Genomic DNA, 16,622 nt, shown 5'->3' with positions numbered 1-16,622 from the left:
GGCGCCTGGGACCCCGGACAACTCAGACCCCGGCCTCTCAGGCCGCAGACCACTCAGATCCCGGCGCCCCCGAACGCGTCCCGGTACAGCCCGGTCAGCTCGGGCGAGCTCGGACCGGTCAGTCCGCAGCCCAGGAGCGACTCGGCGTCGGCCGCGACCAGGTAGTCGATGCCCGTCTCCCACTGCGCGGTGGCGCCGCGCGGCGTGCTGACGGTGACGCTGTCCCCGATGTCGCCCCGGTAGCGCTCGATCACGCGCAGGGTCACCGCTCCGTCGTCGATCGAGGCGGACCTCCGCGCGGAACGCGACCTGCGCCTCGCCGAGTGCGGCGGCCGGGTCCGTCGGGCAGCCGTTGCTCGTGCTCGCCAGGCGCGCCGAGGACGTCGCGAGGGCGAAGGCGAGCGGCAGGAGGAGGGAGGGCGATCGCCGCGACGGCGAGCGCACCGACCCCCGCGATGAGCCAGGGCGAGCGCCGCCGGGGCGCCGCGTCGTCGCGGTCGGCGCCCGAGAGGACCGTCGAGAGATCGGCCCCCGAGAGCGGGGGGAGGGCCGCGGCCGGATCGATCGAGCGCAGCAGGCCGCGCAGCTCGGCGCCGACCTCCGGTGCGCCGGGCTGCCGCAGGGCGTCCGCCATCCGCGCACGTCCCCTCGCCAGCTGGATCGACGCCTCCTCCTCGGGCATGCCGAGCACGATGCCGATCGCGTGCGCGTCCAGGCCGTCCCACGCCCAGAGCCGCAGGGGCTCCGCGTCCGACTCCGCCACGCGCGCGAGTGCCAGGCGCACGCACTCGTGCAGCGCCCGCGACTCCTCGTCGGACTGCAGCTGCGGCGGCTCGACCAGGGCGAGGCGCTGGGCCAGGAGGGACTGCCGGCGCTGGGCGCGGAGGGAGCTGCGCAGGAGCGCTCGGGCGACGGCGAGCGACTTCGCGACGGGGTCGGGCGGGCCGATCCGCCGTTCGCGGAGCACGCCGAGCGTCAGCCCGAGGACGGCGTCGGCCGTGGCGGCGTCGGCGCGGCGCCACAGGTAGCGGCGGACCGGGTCGGCGACCGCGGCGGCGACCGCGTCGAAGCGTCCGGCGTCGGCGAGAGGATCGTGCATGTCCTCATGGTCCCCCGCCGGAGCATCTCGCGCACGTCGAGGGGCCGGTCCGGGCGCCGCTAGCGCGACATCGAGGCGCCGCTAGCGCGTCAGGGAAGCGATCGTCCCGACGAGGGCGACGACCTGGACCGCGGTCAGCAGCCAGCCCACTATCACCGCGTAGGTGGCGAACCCCCAGCCCGCGCGACCGGAGCGGCGGATCCGCGACCGCGCGAGCACGCCGCAGACGACCGCGGCCGGCCCCACCAGGAACGCGAGCACGAACGCCGCGATCGCCAGCGGCTCCACGACGGGATCCGAGACCAGTCCCGCCTCCCTGCGCGCACGCCCTGCGCGAACGACACGGGAACGGCGATCGCGAGCACGAGCACGGGCGAGAGCACGAGGAGGACGATCGCGAGATGCCAGCCGACGAGACCTGAGACCATCCCGCGAGCCTACGGAGGCCGGACGCGAGGGGCGTCACCCGCGCGGGGGAGTTCACCGCCACTCCCGCGGCGGCCGTCGATCGCTAGCCTGTACCCCGGCGATCCGCCCGCCCCTTCTCCTTCCCCGCATCCCTTCTTCTCCGCATCCCTCTTTCTCCGCCCCCTTCTTCCCCGCCCGAGGAGCCCCCATGCCCACCTGGTCCCTGCACGGAGACGGCCGCACCGTCGAGCCCGGCGCCGTCGTCGCCCCCGACGAGCGGCTCAGCTGGCCCGCCACGATCGCGATCGGCGTGCAGCACGTCGTCGCGATGTTCGGAGCGACGTTCCTCGTTCCCGTCCTCACCGGCTTCCCCGTCGCCACCACGCTCCTCTTCTCGGGTGTCGGCACGCTCCTCTTCCTCCTGATCACCCGCAACAAGCTGCCCAGCTACCTCGGCTCGAGCTTCGCGTTCATCGCCCCCGTCACCGCCGCCACGGCGGTCGGCGGCACCGGATCGGCGCTCGCCGGGATCGTCGCCGTCGGCCTCCTGCTCGCCGCGGTCGGCGTCGTGGTGCAGTTCGTCGGCCTCGGCTGGATCGACCGCCTGATGCCTCCGGTCGTGTCGGGTGCGATCGTGGCCCTGATCGGCTTCAACCTCGCTCCCACCGCCTGGTCGAGCTACCAGCAGGCCCCCGTCACGGCGACGGTCACCCTCGCCGCGATCATCCTCGGCGGAGTGTTCTTCCGGGGCTTCCTCGGCCGCGTCTCGATCTTCGTCGGCGTCGTCATCGGCTACGTCGTGGCCCTGCTGCGCGGCGAGATCGACTACTCCGCGGTTGGCGACGCCGCCTGGGTCGGCCTGCCGCCCTTCTCCTTCCCCGACTTCGCGTCCGGATCGACGTGGTCGGGCATCGCGATGTTCCTCCCCGTCGTGCTCGTGCTCATCGCCGAGAACGTCGGCCACGTGCGCGGCGTCGCGACCATGACCGACCCCTCCGTCAACGCCCACACCGGCCGCGCGCTGATCGCCGACGGCGTCGCGACCGCGGTCTCGGGAACCTTCGGCGGCTCGGGCACCACGACCTACGGCGAGAACATCGGAGTGATGGCCGCCACCCGCGTGTACTCGACCGCGGCGTACTGGGTCGCCGGCGTCACCGCGGTGCTGCTCAGCCTCTCTCCCAAGGTCGGGGCGATCTTCAACTCGATCCCCGCGGGCGTCCTGGGCGGCGCGACCACCGCGCTCTACGGCCTGATCGGCGTCATCGGCATCAAGATCTGGGTCGACAACCGCGTCGACTTCTCGCGCCCGGTCAACCAGTACACGGCCGCCGTGGCCCTGGTCATCGCGATCGCGGGCTTCAGCTTCTCCTCCGGCGGCTTCCAGCTCGGCGGAATCGTCCTGGGCGCGGGCGCGGCGCTCGTGATCTACCACCTGGGCAACGCGATCGCCCGCTGGCGCCGCACGGGCGCCGACGACGGCGGACCGCTGCCCGCCATCGGGCAGCTGGGCGGGGACGTGCAGAAGTAGGGGGGTCGGTTGCCGCGCTCGGTCAGGCTCCCGCGAAGAATGTGAAGGATCCGGAGTCGACGAGGGAGGAGATCCTCCATGTGCCTCCCGCAACGTCGGCGATCGGAGCCTGGGCGCATGCGAGGAAGTCCGCCTCGGCGCCGCCGTACATCGTTCCCACTTCCGTGAGGGTGCCTGGCGCCGGCAGGACGACGTTGCACGTCGTCGCGTCGAAGCTGTTGCCGGCGGCGGTGACGTACTCGATGGTGAACGACGACCACGGGTCTGCGCCGTCGATCGCGGCCTCCCGGTCCGCGATCATCACGTGGACGGGGGCCGTTACGTAGGTCTGATCGAGGGCAGCCTGTTCGTTGTACTCGTTCTCAGCAGCGATCTCGGGTGCAGCATCCGCGTCCGTGGACCCGACCGAGAAGGTCCAGATGGAGTCCTCGGCGTACTTGACGGGCACGTCCATCGGAGTCGGATTCGCACGAGTCCCCGATTCGGACGCCGGCGTCGAGGTCGCAGGAGGATCTGACACGACAGGGGTCGAACTCGAGGTGACAGCGGTCGCGTCGGAATCGGCGCTCTGAGGAGCGTCGGCAGTGCATCCCGCCAGTGCGAGAGCGGCAGCGCTCGTGAAGAGGAGTGCGGCGGTGCGGGAGAGCTTCACTGGGACCTCGTTCTGTCGAAGACACGAGAGTAGAGGGCAACTGCTTCGCGTAGAAATCCTCTGAGCGGAACTTCCCCATCGCCCTCACATCTCGGGGATGAAGCTGCTCTCCACCGATCGAGAAGACCTCACCTCCGTGTGTCGGTGGTCGGTGCCATCATCCGGGTATGGCAACGATCGATCCGTACGCAGCACCCGCCGGGGGCGGGCCCTCTGTGCACGCCTGCTTCGAGGAGGCCTACGGGCACGCGATCGAGGCGGCGGGAGCGCTGCGGCGGTTCCGGTCGCGCATCGACGGCGAGCAGGCCGAGCTGATCGAGCTGTCGCGCCGCACGGCGATGGCGGTGCCCGAGGCCCTCGTAGATGCGGGAGTGCTCGGGAAGGGCGAGCGGATCGAGGCCGCCGCTCGCGCGCACGTCGCCGAGATCGCGACCTCCTACCGCCTGTCCGAGGCGCACGCCGGTGCGCTCGTCGAGGAGAGCCGCCTCCTCGTGAACGAGCTGCCGGCCGTGCTCGCCGCCCTCAAGGCGGGGGTCTGCGCGAGCGAGCACTCGCGCGTGGTGACGGCCGAGGTGGTGGCGGTGCCGGCGGAGTCGCGGACGCGGTTCGACGAGGAGGCGGCCGTGCTCGCGGCGACCTGCACTCCGCCCCAGCTGCGCCGTCGGTTGAGGGCGCTCCGCGAGCGGCTGCATCCCGAGACCCTGCGCGAGCGCCACCGGCGGTGCCGGGAGGATCGCGCGGTCTGGATCGACGGCGAGCTCGACGGCATGGCGACGCTGCACCTGCACGTCCCCGCGCAGGACGCGTTCGGCGCCTACGACCGCATCGACCGAGCTGCTCGCTCGGTGCAGTCGGCGAGCGGCGGAGGCGCCGAGCCGGACGGGCGCCTCCTCCGGCAGATCCGCGCCGACGTCGCGACCGCGCTGCTGCTCGACGGTGAGACGTCGCCCGCCCCGGAGTCGGCGGAGTCGGCGGCTCGAAGCACCTCTCCGACCGGATCCGCCTCGCCGCGGGTCCGCCCCCGCACCGCCGTCCCGCGCGGCATCCGCGCCGTCGTCGCCGTGACGGTGCCGGTCCTCACGCTGCTCGGCCGCTCCGACGAGCCCGCGGTGCTCGACGGCTACGGTCTGATCGACGCCGAGACGGCACGGGAGCTGGCCGCAGGAGCACCGAGCCTCACGCGGATCCTCACCGACCCGCACACCGGAGCGACCCTCGCCGTCGGTCGCACGAGCTACCGACCACCGGCCGAGCTGCGCCGAGCCCTCGCCCACCGCGATGGGACCTGCCGCTTCCCCGGCTGCCTCCGCACCGCCCGCACGAGCGAGCTCGACCACACCGTTCCGTGGCAGTACGGAGGCGCCACCGACGCCGCGAACCTCGCCCACCTCTGCGCCGCGCACCACCGGCTCCGGCACCTCAGCACCTGGAGCCCCGAGAACCTGGGCGACGGCGGCGTCCGCTGGCGCAGCCCCGCGGGTCGCATCCTGACGGTCGAGCCGCCAGGTCCGCCGCCAGAAGGGACGCGGCAGCCGATGAGGGTGCCGCCACCCGGTCCACGAGCGGCTCCCTTCTGACCGGGCGGCAGTGAGTGCCGTCGCGCTCCTCTGCCCCTGCCACAGTGCCACTGCAACCGCGTTCACGCCCCCGAAACCTTCCGAAACGCGCCGGTGACCGGCGCCTGCCAGGGTCGGGGGAGCGAGGGTGGAGCCACCCCGCCCACTGCGCGGATCACCGAGCGGACGGGGCGCCTCAGCCCCGATCCCCGCCTCCCGACCCCCGCCGTCCCATCCACGAGAGGTCCCACCATGCCCGTCCACGTCTACCTCGCCGGCGTCGAGGTCTTCGCCCCCGACGCCCGCGAGCGGGCCGAGCGCACGCGCGAGCTCTGCCGCCGTTACGGACTCGAGCCGATCTCGCCCCTCGACAAGGGCGACGTCACCGAGAAGAGCGGAGCCGGGGCCGGCAGCACCGCTCTCGCCGACGCGATCTACGCGAAGAACATCGCCCTCATCGAGCGGGCGGACGTGATCGTCGCCGACCTCAACCACTTCCGCGGACCCGAGCCCGACTCGGGCACCTCTTTCGAGGTCGGCTACGCGGTCGGCCGCGGGAAGCCGTCCTACGTCCACTCCGCCGACGGCGACACCGCGGTCGACCGCGTGCGCGCCTTCCACGGACCGGTCACGGCGACTCCGACCGGCTACGTCGACGCCGAGGGCATGTCGGTCGAGAACTTCGGCGCGCCGTTCAACCTCATGCTGTCCTCCTCGAGCACCGTCGTCCGCGGCGATCTCGAGGCGTGTCTGGCTCGGGTCGCAGCGGATGTCGAGGCCGGCGTGCTCGCGGGAACCACGTCGAGCCTCCGATGATCGGGAGGACCGCCGCCGTCCCGTTCTCGAGCATCACGGAGCTGCTCCGCGCCCTGGAGTCCCGCGAGGTGTCGGCCGTCGAGGTGGCCGCCGACCGGCTCGCGGCGCTCGACGCGCAGAGCGGGACGGTCGTCGCCTGGGATCCGGAGGCGGTGCTCGTCGCGGCGCGGTCCGTCGACGACCGGCGCAGGAGGAGCGAGCCGCTCGGGCCTCTCGCCGGGGTGCCGCTGACCGTGAAGGACTCCTTCGAGGTCCGCGGCCTCCCGGGCAGCGCCGGAACGTCCGGCACGCTCCACCTCTCACGGCAGGACGCTCCCGCGGTCGCCGCCCTGCGCGCGGCCGATGCGATCCTCCTCGGCAAGACGAACGTGCCTCCGCTGCTCGACTCCTACGACACCGTGAACGACCTGCACGGTCGCGCCGCCAATCCGTGGGGAGCCGACCGCTCGGCGGGGGGATCGTCGGGCGGGTCGGCGGCGGCCGTCGCCGCGGGGCTCTCGTGGGGCGACCTCGGGAGCGATCTGACCGGCTCGATCCGCATCCCGGCGGCCTGGAACGGGGTCTGCGGGCATCGGCCGAGCGCGGGGCTCGTGTCCAAGCGCGGCCATCTGCCCTGGCCGACGGCGACCCGCCTCGAGCCCACGGCCTCCGTCGCCGGACCGCTCGCGCGCTCGGCCGAGGACCTGTCCGCGCTCGTCGCGGTGCTCGCAGGCACGGTCGACTCCGGGCCCTGGCGGCTGGACCTGCCGAGACCGCCGTTCACCGACGTCCGCGGGCTGCGGGTGGGGCTCTGGCTGTCGGAGGAGTCCGCCCCGGTCGACGACGAGACCGCCGCGGCGCTCGACGACCTCGCCCGGCGGCTGAGCGGGGCGGGGGCGACGCTCGTGCCGATCACGGGCTCGGTCCTCGCCGCGGAGGAGGCGGAGCAGCTCTTCGACCGCCTGGTGCAGCACGAGATCGCCTTCGGGGTGCTGCTCGAGAGCGGCACCGGGCCCGAGCGCGAGCGCGCCCTCGACACGGTCGGCGACCCCGCGGCCGGCGCCGCCGTCGCGCAAGCGTGGGCCGACTGGGACGCCCAGCTGCGACTCCGCGAGCGTTGGGAGCATCAGCTCGACGGCGTCGACGTGGTCCTCGCCCCGACCGTGCCCTCCGCGGCACCGCTCGCGCCGCTCGAGGCCGGATCCACGCGCGTGATCGGGCGCTGGAGCTGTCTGGCGAACCTCGCCGGCGGACCGTCGACGGTCGTCCCGATCGCTCTCGGTCGCGACTCCGGACTGCCGATCGCGGCGCAGCTGATCGGACGGCACGGACACGACCTGGCGACGCTCGCGGCGGCGAGGCTGCTCGCCGACGAGGGCCTGGTGCCGAGGACGCTGCGCGCGCCCGACTCTGCCGTGCTGGGCCCCGCCGCCCCCGGCCTCAGCGGGTGAGGGAGTGCAGCGCCAGCTTCGCGTAGAGGTCCTCGAGCAGCAGCCGCGTGTCCACCTGCGTGAACACGCGCAGGTCCGGCCCGCCGTTCCCCGCGCAGTACTGCCCGTCGGCGTCGATGCCCGGCCGCGGCACGAGGACGCTCCGGCTCGACGACGTGTCGGGCTCGAACGCCGACAGCAGGGCCGTGGCGAGCACGAGCGGGCTGTCGCCGAGGGCGTAGGTCTCGCCCAGGCTCAGGCCGTGCCGCTCGGCCATCCGGGCGACCGAGTCGAGCGCGTCGAACAGGTGCCGGCCCAGCTCGCCGGCGCCGCCCATCCGCACGCGCAGCTCGGCGACGGAGGCGAGCACGGTGCGGTACGCGTCGCGCGGGAACTGCTGCACGGGCACGGCCGAGGCCAGCACCTCGGCGGCGGCGGGCACGTCGATCAGGAGGTTGTACTCGATCGGCATCGCGCCGGGCGGCGGTGAGGCGAGGCCGGGGTGCTCCGGCCCGCCGATCCAGACGAGGGTCATCCGCGAGGCGATCGCCGGCTCGAGGCGCAGCGCGGCGGCGATCTCGGTGAGCCCCGCGCCGGCGCAGACGTACAGCGGTCGCGGGTCGTCCCGCAGAGCCTCGGCCACCAGGGCGCGCGCGGCGGGGGAGGGCGTCGGGTTCGCCGCGAGCGCGACGGGCGAGCCCGCGATCACCGGCACGTCGGAGCGACCGCACAGCTCGAGCACCCGTCGCGCCGCAACGGCCGCGTTCTCGGAGGTGCGGTCGGAGGGGTCGAACGGATCGCCGGGCCGCAGATGCGAGCCGATCACGAGCGCGAGCTCGACCGAGGGCGAGAGCGCGTGCTGCGCGAGCTGCACCAGTCCGTCGGGGTCGCCGGAGTAGTCGTTGTCCGAGACGACGCGGAGGCGGGCGCTCATGCGGGGACCCCCGCGGAAGAAGAGGCTCCGGCGGCCTCCGCGACCTTCGTCAGCCGGATCGCCACGTACTGCCGGCCCGGCAGCTCCACGCGGAAGGACCCCGAGAAGACCCCCGGCACGCGGTCCACCGTCATGCACCAGGTGTCGATCACATCGACGATCCAGCGGTCGGCGGGATCGCGCACGATCGTGCGGAACCGCGGCCGGTTGAAGCCGAAGTAGACGAGCTGCACTCCTCCCGAGGCGCCCCACGGCGCGTCCCACTCGGACGCCATCGGGTCGATGCGGCCGTCGGGCATCTCGGCGGTGATGCGGCGGAGGAACGCGATGCGGTCGGGACTGTCGCCGACGAGCTCGCCGCCCTTGGACCACCACAGCTCCTCGCGGTCGTTGAGGTAGGTCTCGCCGTGGCCGACGTAGCCGCCGCGCACCGCTCCCTCCCAGAACCGCCGGGTCATCTCCTCGCCGGTGATGCTGCCCCAGCCCTGGTCGATGTCGCCCTCGTAGGCGCATTCGTCGATCACGACGGGCTTGCCCCACTCCTCGCGCCATGCGTCGGTGTTCTCGGCGGTGCGGTACACGTCGATCCGCTGCACGCTCGCGTGGGTGATCCAGGGGCGCGAGTAGTCGTAGAAGCCGAAGCAGTTGTGGATCGACAGCAGGTGCCCCACGGGGTCCTCGTCGACGACGATCGCCGCGAGCCGCTCCCAGTCCTCGACGCTCTTGGACCACAGCAGGTCGTACTCGTTCGCGAGCGACCACCAGACGTTCGGCAGGGCCGAGAGTCGGCGCACGACGTGCCGCGTGACGAGGTCGTCGGCGGCACGTCCGAGGTCCGAGAAGCCCCAGCGGTCGTAGGCGTGGAAGAGGATCACGTCGGCCTGGATCCCCAGCCGGTCGAGGTCGGCGACGCGCTCCTCGAAGTGGCGGAAGAACTCGGGCACGGGTCGCTCGACGTCCCACCCGCCGTCGGCGTCGCGCTCGAACGGGTACCGCTCGGGCTCGTTCGCGTTGTAGAGGTACGCCTTCGGGAAGAGGCACATCCGCACCTTCGTGAAGGGCCCCTCGGCGAGCGTCGCGAGGGTCGCCTCCTCGAGCTCGGCGCTCTGGTGCGTCCAGGCGTAGGCGGTCGTGCCGAGCGGGACGTGGCGGACGCCGTCCGCGTGGGCGAAGTGGAAGCCGTCGGCGACGCGGACGGGACCGTGCGCGTCCGGCAGCGCCGGCCCCACCTCGACGGCACCGGTCAGACCGTCGAGCGAGCGGGCGGTGGAGGAGGTGCGGAAGGTCCACGTCCCCGCGGCGCTCGGGAGGAAGCGGGCGCGGTAGACGCCGTCGCCGTCGTAGAAGCCGCCGACGCGCACGACCGAGGCGGCGGTTCGCACTGCCGAGGCTCCCGTGCCGTCGTCATCGAGCCGGAACTCGACCGAGAACTCGACGTCGACGAAGGGGTTCCCGTGCGACGGGCCGTCGACGACGATCTCGCAGGGCGCGTGCACCGACCCGGCCGTGGGCGGTCGCAGCGCAGCGGATCCGCGCGGCGACGACTGCAGTTCGTAGTCGTCGCGGGGCACCGCGATCACGCGCTCGGGTCGTGGCGGCGCGAGGGCGGAGTCATCGACCTCGGCGAGGGCCGACCAGAACGCCGCGGCGCGCGCCTCGTCGCCTCCGAGCAGCGGATCCAGGCCCACCACCAGGCCCAGCGGAGCCGAGCGCAGCTGCACGAGCAGCGGCGAGTTCACGACGCCGGGCGCGTGGCGGCGGACGAGAGCGGCGGCCTCCGGCGTGTCCAGGACGCTCGCCAGAGTCGAGTCGCGGGTGAAGGCCATCTCACACCTCCACGGTGATCAGCGTCTGCACGGTCCGGCGGAACTCGGCCTGCATGTCGAGGGAGTCGCGCTGCAGGAGCCACTGCACCTGGAGGCCGTCCATGGTCGCGACGATGCGGATCGCGGCGCTGCGGGGGTCCACTCCGGGCACGAGCTGGCCCCGGGTGAGCATGTCGCCGAACGCGTCGGTGAACAGGTCGATGACGAAGCGGTAGCGCTTCGCGAAGTACTCGTGCGCGGGGTGGTCGGCGTGCGTCGCCTCGGCCGAGAGGACGCACTGCAGCTCGACGAGCCCGGGGATGCGGGTGTTGTAGGCGACGAGGTCGACGAGCGCGCGGACGGTCTGGATGCCGGGCACGGATCCGCCGCTGGGCACCCGGGTGATCGAGTGGTCGTCGCGGAGGGTGAGGACCGCCGAGAGCAGCTCCCACTTGTTGGCGAAGTGGTGCAGCACGCCGGCCTGGCTGAGCCCGACCTTCTCGGCGATCTCGCGGAGGGACGCGGCGTGGTAGCCGCTCGCCGAGAAGACCTCCAGGCCCGCGGCGACGATCTCGGCCCGGCGCGCGGCGGTCTTCGCGTACTGCCCGCGCGGTCGGCGCGGTGGCGAGGTGGGGAGTGCCATGGGGTTCCTCCTGGCGCGTCGTTGCGAGGGGTGTGGGCGAGTGCTGTGAGCGGGTGCCGAGGGCGAGTGCTGAGCCCGAGTGCTGAGGCCGGGTGCTGCGGCCGGGAGCCGAGGGCGAGCGGTGCCGACGCCGGTCGCCGGGGGAGGTCGATCACGGCCCCCGGTGTGAGAAACCTAGCCCGTCGAGGTTTCTGCGTCAAAAGCCTTTCCCGAGAACTTTTTCATCACAGGGCCGGAACGGCGCGGATCGAGCCGCATCTGAAGCACCGGCCAGACCGCCGAGATCACGAAAACCTAACGCCGAGAAGTTTTTTCCACCAAAACCTAGGGGTCGTCTGTTTTTCGTGTTAGCTTCCTCGGCACCGGCTCATGGACGTGCCGGGAGAACCGGGAGACCAAAGATGTTCCGATGGAAGAGGCTGGCGGCCGCTGCGATCGCCGTCACGACGATGGTCGGTCTGACCAGCTGCGCTGCCGATGCAGGAGGAGGCTCCTCCGGCGGCTCGGGCGACACGCTCACCCTCGGCGCCATCCAGACCCTGTCGACGTTCGCCGCGGCGGACTCCTACTGGGCGAACGAGTCGCCCTACATGCAGGCCGTGTACGACACGGTGCTGCGCGCCGACCCCGACGGCACGATCGTCGAGGGGCTCGCCACCGAGTGGACCTGGAACGAGGACAACACCGTCCTCACGCTGACGATCCGCGACGGAGTCACGTTCAGCGACGGCACGCCGCTGGACGCCGAGGCGGTCGCCGCGAACCTGATCCGCTTCCGCGACGGCAACTCTCCCGACACCAACAAGATGGCCGACCTCGCCGACGCCGTCGCGACCGACGCCTCCACCGTCACCGTCACGCTGAAGCAGGCGAACCCCACCTTCCTCTTCTACCTGACGCAGAACGCCGGCCTCGTCGAGGCGCCCTCCGCGTTCGACTCGGCCGACATCCAGACCACCCCGGTCGGCTCCGGCCCGTACGAGCTCGACGCGTCCAAGACCGTCATCGGCACCTCCTACGCCTTCACGGCCCGCGAGGACTACTGGGACGAGGAGTCCGTCCACTACGACGACCTCGTCATCAACGTCTACAGCGACTCCACCGCTCTGGTGAACGCCATCAAGGGCGGCCAGGTCAACGCGGCGAACACCGTCGACAACAACGACCTGAAGGAGATCGAGGCGTCAGGCTTCACCGTCAACGCGTTCGAGCTCAACTGGACCGGCCTCCTCCTCCTGGACCGCGACGGCACCCTCGCCCCCGCCCTCGGCGACGTCCGCGTCCGCCAGGCCATCAACCACGCCTTCGACAAGGAGGCGCTGCTCAAGGCGATCGGCCAGGGCTACGGCACGCCGACCACCCAGATCTTCCCGACCTCGTCCGAGGGCTACGACGAGTCGCTCGACGACGCCTACCCCTACGACCCCGAGAAGGCGAAGGACCTGCTCGCCGAGGCCGGCTACCCCGACGGCTTCACCCTCGAGATGCCCTCCTCCTCGCTCGTCGGCTCCGCGACCTTCACGCTGATCCAGCAGCAGCTGTCCGAGGTCGGCATCACCGTGAACTACACCGACGTGGGCAACAACTTCATCGCCGACGTGCTGGCGCCCAAGTACCCCGCCACCTGGCTGACGCTGCAGCAGGACCCCGACTGGGCGCTGCTCAACTTCGAGCTCACCCCGAACGCGATCTTCAACCCGTTCAAGAACGAGGACCCGGAGCTGCAGGCGCTCGTCGAGGCCGTGCGCACCGCCGACGAGGCCGGCTACGCCGACGCGGTGAAGGCCGTCAACGCCTACACGGTCGAGAACGCCTGGTTCGCCCCCTGGTACCGCCAGCAGTCGAGCTTCGTCACCGACGCGAACACGAAGGTCGAGACCCAGACGGGCAACGCCTACCCGTACCTCTGGAACATCACCCCGGCCTGATCGCCGCCGCGGGCCGGTCTCCGTCGAGGCCGGCCCGCCCCTCTCCTTCTTCCCGCTCCGTCGGTCTCCGACCGGAAGGACCACTGATGACCAGGTTCATCCTGCGACGCGTCATCTCGGGGATCATCCTCGTGGTGCTGATCTCGATCGTCGCGTACGCCCTCCTCTACCTCGGCGGCGGCGACATCGCCCGCCGCATCCTCGGACAGAACGCGACACCGGAGGCGGTGGCCCAGCGCGCCGCGCAGCTCGGCCTCGATCAGCCCATCTGGCTGCAGTACGCGTCCTGGCTCGGCCAGGCCGTCACCGGGAACCTCGGCAACTCGTGGTTCACCGGCCAGCCCGTCACCGCGGCCATCTCCACCCGCCTGACGGTCACGCTCTCGCTCGTCGTCGGCGCCACCGTGATCTCCGCGGTCGTCGCCGTGGTGCTCGGAGTGTGGGCCGCGGTCCGCCGCGGCTGGGCCGACAAGCTCGTGCAGCTCGTCTCGATCCTCGGCTTCGCGATCCCCGGCTTCCTCATCGCCCTGGGCCTGGTGACCGTGTTCGCGATCAACCTGCGCTGGTTCAAGCCCACCGGGTACGTGAACTTCACCGACTCGCCCTCGGGCTGGATCGCCACGGTGACCCTCCCGATCCTCGCCCTCGCGATCGGAGGCATCGCCGGCGTCGCCCAGCAGGTGCGCGGCTCGGTCATCGACGCCCTCCGGCAGGACTACGTCCGCACGCTCCGCTCCCGCGGCATCCCCGCCTCCCGCGTCGTGTTCCAGCACGTGCTGCGCAACGCCGGCGGTCCGGCGCTGGCGGTCCTGGCCGTGCAGTTCATCGGCCTCCTCGGCGGCGCGGTGATCGTGGAGCAGATCTTCGCGATCCCGGGTCTCGGCCAGGTCGCGGTCACCGCGACCACCCAGGGCGACATCCCGCTCGTGATGGGCCTCGTGCTCGTCACCGCGATCATCGTCGTCATCGTCAACCTGCTCATCGACCTGGCCCAGGGCTGGCTCAACCCGAAGGTGCGCCTCTCATGACCGCGACCGCCCCGCTGCCCGATCCCGCTCTCACCGTCGGCGTGGAGGAGCGCGCCGCGCGCTCGCACCTCTTCCGCCGTCTCCTGAAGAACCCGGTCGGCCTCGCGTCGCTGGTGTTCCTGGCCCTCGTGGTGCTCTCGGCGCTGCTCGCTCCGCTGCTCGCCCCCGCCGACCCCAACCGCGCCTCGCTGCAGGACGTGCTCGCCGCTCCCGGCGGCGCGAACCCGCTCGGAGCCGACAGCGCCGGCCGCGACGTGCTCTCGCGGCTGCTGTTCGGCACGCAGTTCAGCCTCGCGGGCGCCGCGGTGGCCCTGCTCGTCGCGCTCGTCATCGGCGTCACGAGCGGTCTGCTCGCCGGCTACTTCGGCGGCTGGTTCGACTCCGTGTCGGCCTGGACCTCCGGACTGATCATGGCGCTGCCCGGCTTCGTCGTGCTGCTGGCGGCCCGCGCGGTCATCGGCCCGTCGATGTGGCTGTCGATGGCGATCTTCGGAGTCCTGATGTCGCCCGCGTTCCACCGGCTGGTCTACGCCTCCGTCACCGCGGTGCGCGGCGAGCTGTTCGTCGACGCGGCCCGCGTCTCCGGCCTCTCGAACGGCCGCATCATCGCGCGGCACATCCTCACGGTGGTCCGCGCGCCCGTCATCATCCAGGCGGCGCTCATCGCCGGCATCGCCATCGCGATCCAGGCCGGACTCGAGTTCCTCGGTCTGGGCGACCTCTCGATCCCGACCTGGGGATCGATGCTCAACGACGGCTTCTCGAACATCTTCAACGCGCCCGTGCTCATGCTCTGGCCGAGCCTCGCGATCGCCCTCACCTCGATCGCGCTGACCCTGCTGGGCAACGCGATGCGCGACGAGCTCGAGCGCAGCGCCTCCGGCGGCACCCGCTCGAAGAAGCGCAAGGCCGCCTCGACGGCCGCGACCGTGCCGACGACCCTGTCGACCATCGGCATCCGCACCATGCTCGAGGAGGACGCCGCGACTCCGCGGACCGTCGTCCACGAGGAGCCCGCGGGAGCGGTCCGCGCCGAGGAGGTCCTCCGCGTGACGAACCTGTCGGTCGGCTACGGCCAGGGCGACGGATCCGTGAAGACGGTCGTGCACGACGTCTCGCTGTCGGTGCGCCGCGGCGAGATCCACGGCCTGATCGGCGAGTCCGGCTCGGGCAAGACGCAGACCGCCTGGTCGGTGCTGCGCCTGCTGCCCGAGGGCGGCCGCATCACGGGCGGCTCGATCGTCTTCGACGGATCCGACCTCGCCCACCTCTCCGAGAAGGAGATGACGAAGCTGCGCGGCAAGCGCATCGCGTACATCCCGCAGGAGCCGATGTCGAACCTCGACCCGTCCTTCACCATCGGCACCCAGCTCGTGCAGCCGATCCGGCTCTGCCTCGGCCTCTCGAAGGCGGCGGCCACGGAGCGGGCGCTCGCGCTGCTCGCCCGCGTCGGAATCCCGGACCCGAAGCGCACGTTCGACGCCTACCCGCACGAGGTCTCGGGCGGCATGGCGCAGCGCGTGCTCATCGCCGGCGCCGTCTCGTGCGACCCCGACCTGCTGATCGCCGACGAGCCGACCACCGCGCTCGACGTGACGGTGCAGGCCGAGGTGCTCGACCTGCTCCGCGAGCTGCAGTCCGAGCTCGACATGGGCATGATCCTCGTCACGCACAACTTCGGCGTCGTCGCCGACCTGTGCGACCGCGTCTCCGTGATGCGCGACGGGCGGATCGTGGAGACCGGCCCCGTCCGCTCGATCTTCGCCGACCCCCGCCACCCGTACACCCGCGCCCTGTTCGACGCGATCCTCGAGGAGGGGCCCGCCCGCGGACCGCTCGTCACCACCGCAGCCGCCACCACCGCAGCCGCCGCCACCGCAGCATCATCGAAGGAGGACGGACGATGAGCGATCTGCTCCTGGACGTCAAGGACGTCGTCGTCGAGTACCCCGGCAAGGGCTTCCGCGCCACGCCCTTCCGCGCGCTGAAGGGCGTCTCGCTCGACATCCGCCCCGGCGAGACCGTGGGACTGGTCGGCGAGTCCGGCTCGGGCAAGACGACCCTCGGCCGCGCGGTGCTCGGGCTCGCCCCGGTCACCGGCGGCGAGATCCTCTACAACGGCCGCGACATCGCGCACCTGGATCGCCGGCAGCGGCGCGGACTCTCGTCCGAGATCCAGGTCGTGTTCCAGGATCCGTACACCTCGCTCAACCCGTCGCTGACGATCGAGCAGATCCTGGTCGAGCCGCTGACGGTGCGGAAGGTCGACGCGAAGGTCGCGTCCCAGCGGGTGCGCGAGCTGCTCGATCAGGTCGGGCTCCCGCAGTCCGCCGCCGACCGGCTCCCGCGCGAGTTCTCGGGCGGGCAGCGGCAGCGGATCGCGATCGCCCGGGCGCTCGCCCTCGAGCCGCGGCTCATCGTCTGCGACGAGCCCGTCTCGGCGCTGGACCTCTCCACCCAGGCCCGCGTCCTCGACCTCTTCACCGAGATCCAGGAGCGCACCGGAGTGGCGTACCTCTTCGTCTCGCACGACCTGGCGGTCGTGCGGCACCTCTCGCACCGCGTCGCCGTGATGTACCACGGCGAGATCGTGGAGTGGGGCGACGGCGACCAGGTCACCGCGCGGCCCGCGCATCCCTACACGCAGCGCCTGTTCCTCGCGGCGCCCGTGGCCGACCCGGTGCGGCAGGAGGAGCGGCGCGAGCAGCGCCGAGCCCTGCTGACGGCGCAGCGCTGAGCCCCGCTGCACTGAACCCTTCTGCACTGCAGCCTGGGCGCATTAAAACCAACCAATGCTAGGTTTCGAGTGACGA

The 16,622-nt window shown here is 72.2% G+C and carries 15 protein-coding genes; 8 read left to right on the top strand and 7 right to left on the bottom strand.

Going from position 1 to position 16,622, the window contains the following annotated elements:
• Nucleotides 1-53: 53 nt before the first annotated feature.
• The 3 genes from AC0CID_RS09580 to AC0CID_RS09570 form a co-directional block, all read right to left on the bottom strand.
• Nucleotides 54-266, bottom strand: coding sequence for a hypothetical protein (locus AC0CID_RS09580; RefSeq protein ID WP_465226610.1), 213 nt, complete (start codon nt 264-266; stop codon nt 54-56).
• The gene (locus AC0CID_RS09575) at nt 263-1,099 is read right to left on the bottom strand and encodes an RNA polymerase sigma factor (protein ID WP_465226609.1); all 837 of its coding nucleotides are present in this window, start codon (nt 1,097-1,099) and stop codon (nt 263-265) included. The genes AC0CID_RS09580 and AC0CID_RS09575 overlap by 4 nt, the downstream gene beginning before the upstream one ends.
• Nucleotides 1,100-1,180: 81 nt before the next feature.
• Entirely contained in the window at nt 1,181-1,387 is a 207-nt protein-coding gene (locus AC0CID_RS09570; RefSeq protein WP_465226608.1) for a DUF4190 domain-containing protein, read from the bottom strand.
• Between the two features lie 328 nt (nt 1,388-1,715).
• On the opposite strand from AC0CID_RS09570, the gene AC0CID_RS09565 reads away from it, so the two are divergent.
• Complete coding sequence (locus AC0CID_RS09565; protein ID WP_465226607.1) at nt 1,716-3,038, top strand: uracil-xanthine permease family protein; 1,323 nt, start codon at nt 1,716-1,718, stop codon at nt 3,036-3,038.
• A 22-nt stretch (nt 3,039-3,060) separates the two neighbouring features.
• Here AC0CID_RS09565 and AC0CID_RS09560 read toward each other — a convergent pair whose 3' ends face one another.
• Nucleotides 3,061-3,492, bottom strand: a complete 432-nt coding sequence (locus tag AC0CID_RS09560) for a hypothetical protein (RefSeq protein WP_465226606.1) — start codon at nt 3,490-3,492, stop codon at nt 3,061-3,063.
• A 365-nt stretch (nt 3,493-3,857) separates the two neighbouring features.
• On the opposite strand from AC0CID_RS09560, the gene AC0CID_RS09555 reads away from it, so the two are divergent.
• From AC0CID_RS09555 to AC0CID_RS09545, 3 genes are all read left to right on the top strand, one after another.
• Nucleotides 3,858-5,267 carry an HNH endonuclease signature motif containing protein gene (locus AC0CID_RS09555; RefSeq protein ID WP_465226605.1) on the top strand — a complete coding sequence of 470 codons (1,410 nt, stop codon included), beginning with the start codon at nt 3,858-3,860 and terminating at the stop codon, nt 5,265-5,267.
• A gap of 231 nt (nt 5,268-5,498) precedes the next feature.
• The gene (locus tag AC0CID_RS09550) at nt 5,499-6,062 is read left to right on the top strand and encodes a nucleoside 2-deoxyribosyltransferase (RefSeq protein WP_465226604.1); all 564 of its coding nucleotides are present in this window, start codon (nt 5,499-5,501) and stop codon (nt 6,060-6,062) included.
• Nucleotides 6,059-7,492: an amidase gene (locus tag AC0CID_RS09545; protein WP_465226603.1), complete on the top strand. Its 1,434-nt coding sequence runs from the start codon at nt 6,059-6,061 to the stop codon at nt 7,490-7,492. Before AC0CID_RS09550 ends, AC0CID_RS09545 begins: the two co-directional genes overlap by 4 nt.
• On the opposite strand, the gene AC0CID_RS09540 is transcribed toward AC0CID_RS09545, so the two are convergent.
• From AC0CID_RS09540 to AC0CID_RS09530, 3 genes are read right to left on the bottom strand one after another with little or no spacing between them, the layout of a single operon-like run.
• Nucleotides 7,482-8,405 (bottom strand): nucleoside hydrolase, encoded by a 924-nt coding sequence (locus AC0CID_RS09540; protein ID WP_465226602.1) that lies wholly within the window; start codon nt 8,403-8,405, stop codon nt 7,482-7,484. The two genes, AC0CID_RS09545 and AC0CID_RS09540, sit on opposite strands and share 11 nt — an antisense overlap.
• Nucleotides 8,402-10,231: a DUF5605 domain-containing protein gene (locus AC0CID_RS09535; RefSeq protein ID WP_465226601.1), complete on the bottom strand. Its 1,830-nt coding sequence runs from the start codon at nt 10,229-10,231 to the stop codon at nt 8,402-8,404. Before AC0CID_RS09535 ends, AC0CID_RS09540 begins: the two co-directional genes overlap by 4 nt.
• A gap of 1 nt (nt 10,232) precedes the next feature.
• Nucleotides 10,233-10,853 (bottom strand): TetR/AcrR family transcriptional regulator, encoded by a 621-nt coding sequence (locus AC0CID_RS09530; RefSeq protein WP_465226600.1) that lies wholly within the window; start codon nt 10,851-10,853, stop codon nt 10,233-10,235.
• Nucleotides 10,854-11,254: 401 nt separating this feature from the next.
• Between AC0CID_RS09530 and AC0CID_RS09525 the strand changes: the two genes are divergently transcribed.
• The 4 genes from AC0CID_RS09525 to AC0CID_RS09510 all read left to right on the top strand — a co-directional run bounded on the left by AC0CID_RS09525 (nt 11,255) and on the right by AC0CID_RS09510 (nt 16,546).
• Nucleotides 11,255-12,781, top strand: a complete 1,527-nt coding sequence (locus AC0CID_RS09525) for an ABC transporter substrate-binding protein (protein ID WP_251947138.1) — start codon at nt 11,255-11,257, stop codon at nt 12,779-12,781.
• A gap of 86 nt (nt 12,782-12,867) precedes the next feature.
• Nucleotides 12,868-13,809, top strand: coding sequence for an ABC transporter permease (locus tag AC0CID_RS09520; protein WP_207407614.1), 942 nt, complete (start codon nt 12,868-12,870; stop codon nt 13,807-13,809).
• Nucleotides 13,806-15,716, top strand: a complete 1,911-nt coding sequence (locus AC0CID_RS09515; RefSeq protein ID WP_465226599.1) for a dipeptide/oligopeptide/nickel ABC transporter permease/ATP-binding protein — start codon at nt 13,806-13,808, stop codon at nt 15,714-15,716. The genes AC0CID_RS09520 and AC0CID_RS09515 overlap by 4 nt, the downstream gene beginning before the upstream one ends.
• Entirely contained in the window at nt 15,713-16,546 is an 834-nt protein-coding gene (locus AC0CID_RS09510) for an ATP-binding cassette domain-containing protein (protein ID WP_465226598.1), read from the top strand. Before AC0CID_RS09515 ends, AC0CID_RS09510 begins: the two co-directional genes overlap by 4 nt.
• Nucleotides 16,547-16,622 lie beyond the last annotated feature (76 nt).

The sequence above is a fragment of the Rathayibacter sp. AC451 genome (genome assembly GCF_979253095.1).
Note: the sequence above shows the minus strand (reverse complement) of the source record. Positions and strands in the feature narration are given on the sequence as shown.

What these genes read in the sequence shown, in the direction of transcription:
- AC0CID_RS09525 (WP_251947138.1), top strand. Translation starts at nt 11,255, where the DNA reads ATGTTCCGATGGAAGAGGCTGGCGGCCGCTGCGATCGCCGTCACGACG.
- AC0CID_RS09530 (WP_465226600.1), bottom strand. Translation starts at nt 10,853, where the DNA reads ATGGCACTCCCCACCTCGCCACCGCGCCGACCGCGCGGGCAGTACGCG.
- AC0CID_RS09515 (WP_465226599.1), top strand. Translation starts at nt 13,806, where the DNA reads ATGACCGCGACCGCCCCGCTGCCCGATCCCGCTCTCACCGTCGGCGTG.
- AC0CID_RS09510 (WP_465226598.1), top strand. Translation starts at nt 15,713, where the DNA reads ATGAGCGATCTGCTCCTGGACGTCAAGGACGTCGTCGTCGAGTACCCC.
- AC0CID_RS09520 (WP_207407614.1), top strand. Translation starts at nt 12,868, where the DNA reads ATGACCAGGTTCATCCTGCGACGCGTCATCTCGGGGATCATCCTCGTG.
- AC0CID_RS09575 (WP_465226609.1), bottom strand. Translation starts at nt 1,099, where the DNA reads ATGCACGATCCTCTCGCCGACGCCGGACGCTTCGACGCGGTCGCCGCC.
- AC0CID_RS09540 (WP_465226602.1), bottom strand. Translation starts at nt 8,405, where the DNA reads ATGAGCGCCCGCCTCCGCGTCGTCTCGGACAACGACTACTCCGGCGAC.
- AC0CID_RS09555 (WP_465226605.1), top strand. Translation starts at nt 3,858, where the DNA reads ATGGCAACGATCGATCCGTACGCAGCACCCGCCGGGGGCGGGCCCTCT.
- AC0CID_RS09565 (WP_465226607.1), top strand. Translation starts at nt 1,716, where the DNA reads ATGCCCACCTGGTCCCTGCACGGAGACGGCCGCACCGTCGAGCCCGGC.
- AC0CID_RS09560 (WP_465226606.1), bottom strand. Translation starts at nt 3,492, where the DNA reads ATGGACGTGCCCGTCAAGTACGCCGAGGACTCCATCTGGACCTTCTCG.
- AC0CID_RS09550 (WP_465226604.1), top strand. Translation starts at nt 5,499, where the DNA reads ATGCCCGTCCACGTCTACCTCGCCGGCGTCGAGGTCTTCGCCCCCGAC.
- AC0CID_RS09545 (WP_465226603.1), top strand. Translation starts at nt 6,059, where the DNA reads ATGATCGGGAGGACCGCCGCCGTCCCGTTCTCGAGCATCACGGAGCTG.
- AC0CID_RS09535 (WP_465226601.1), bottom strand. Translation starts at nt 10,231, where the DNA reads ATGGCCTTCACCCGCGACTCGACTCTGGCGAGCGTCCTGGACACGCCG.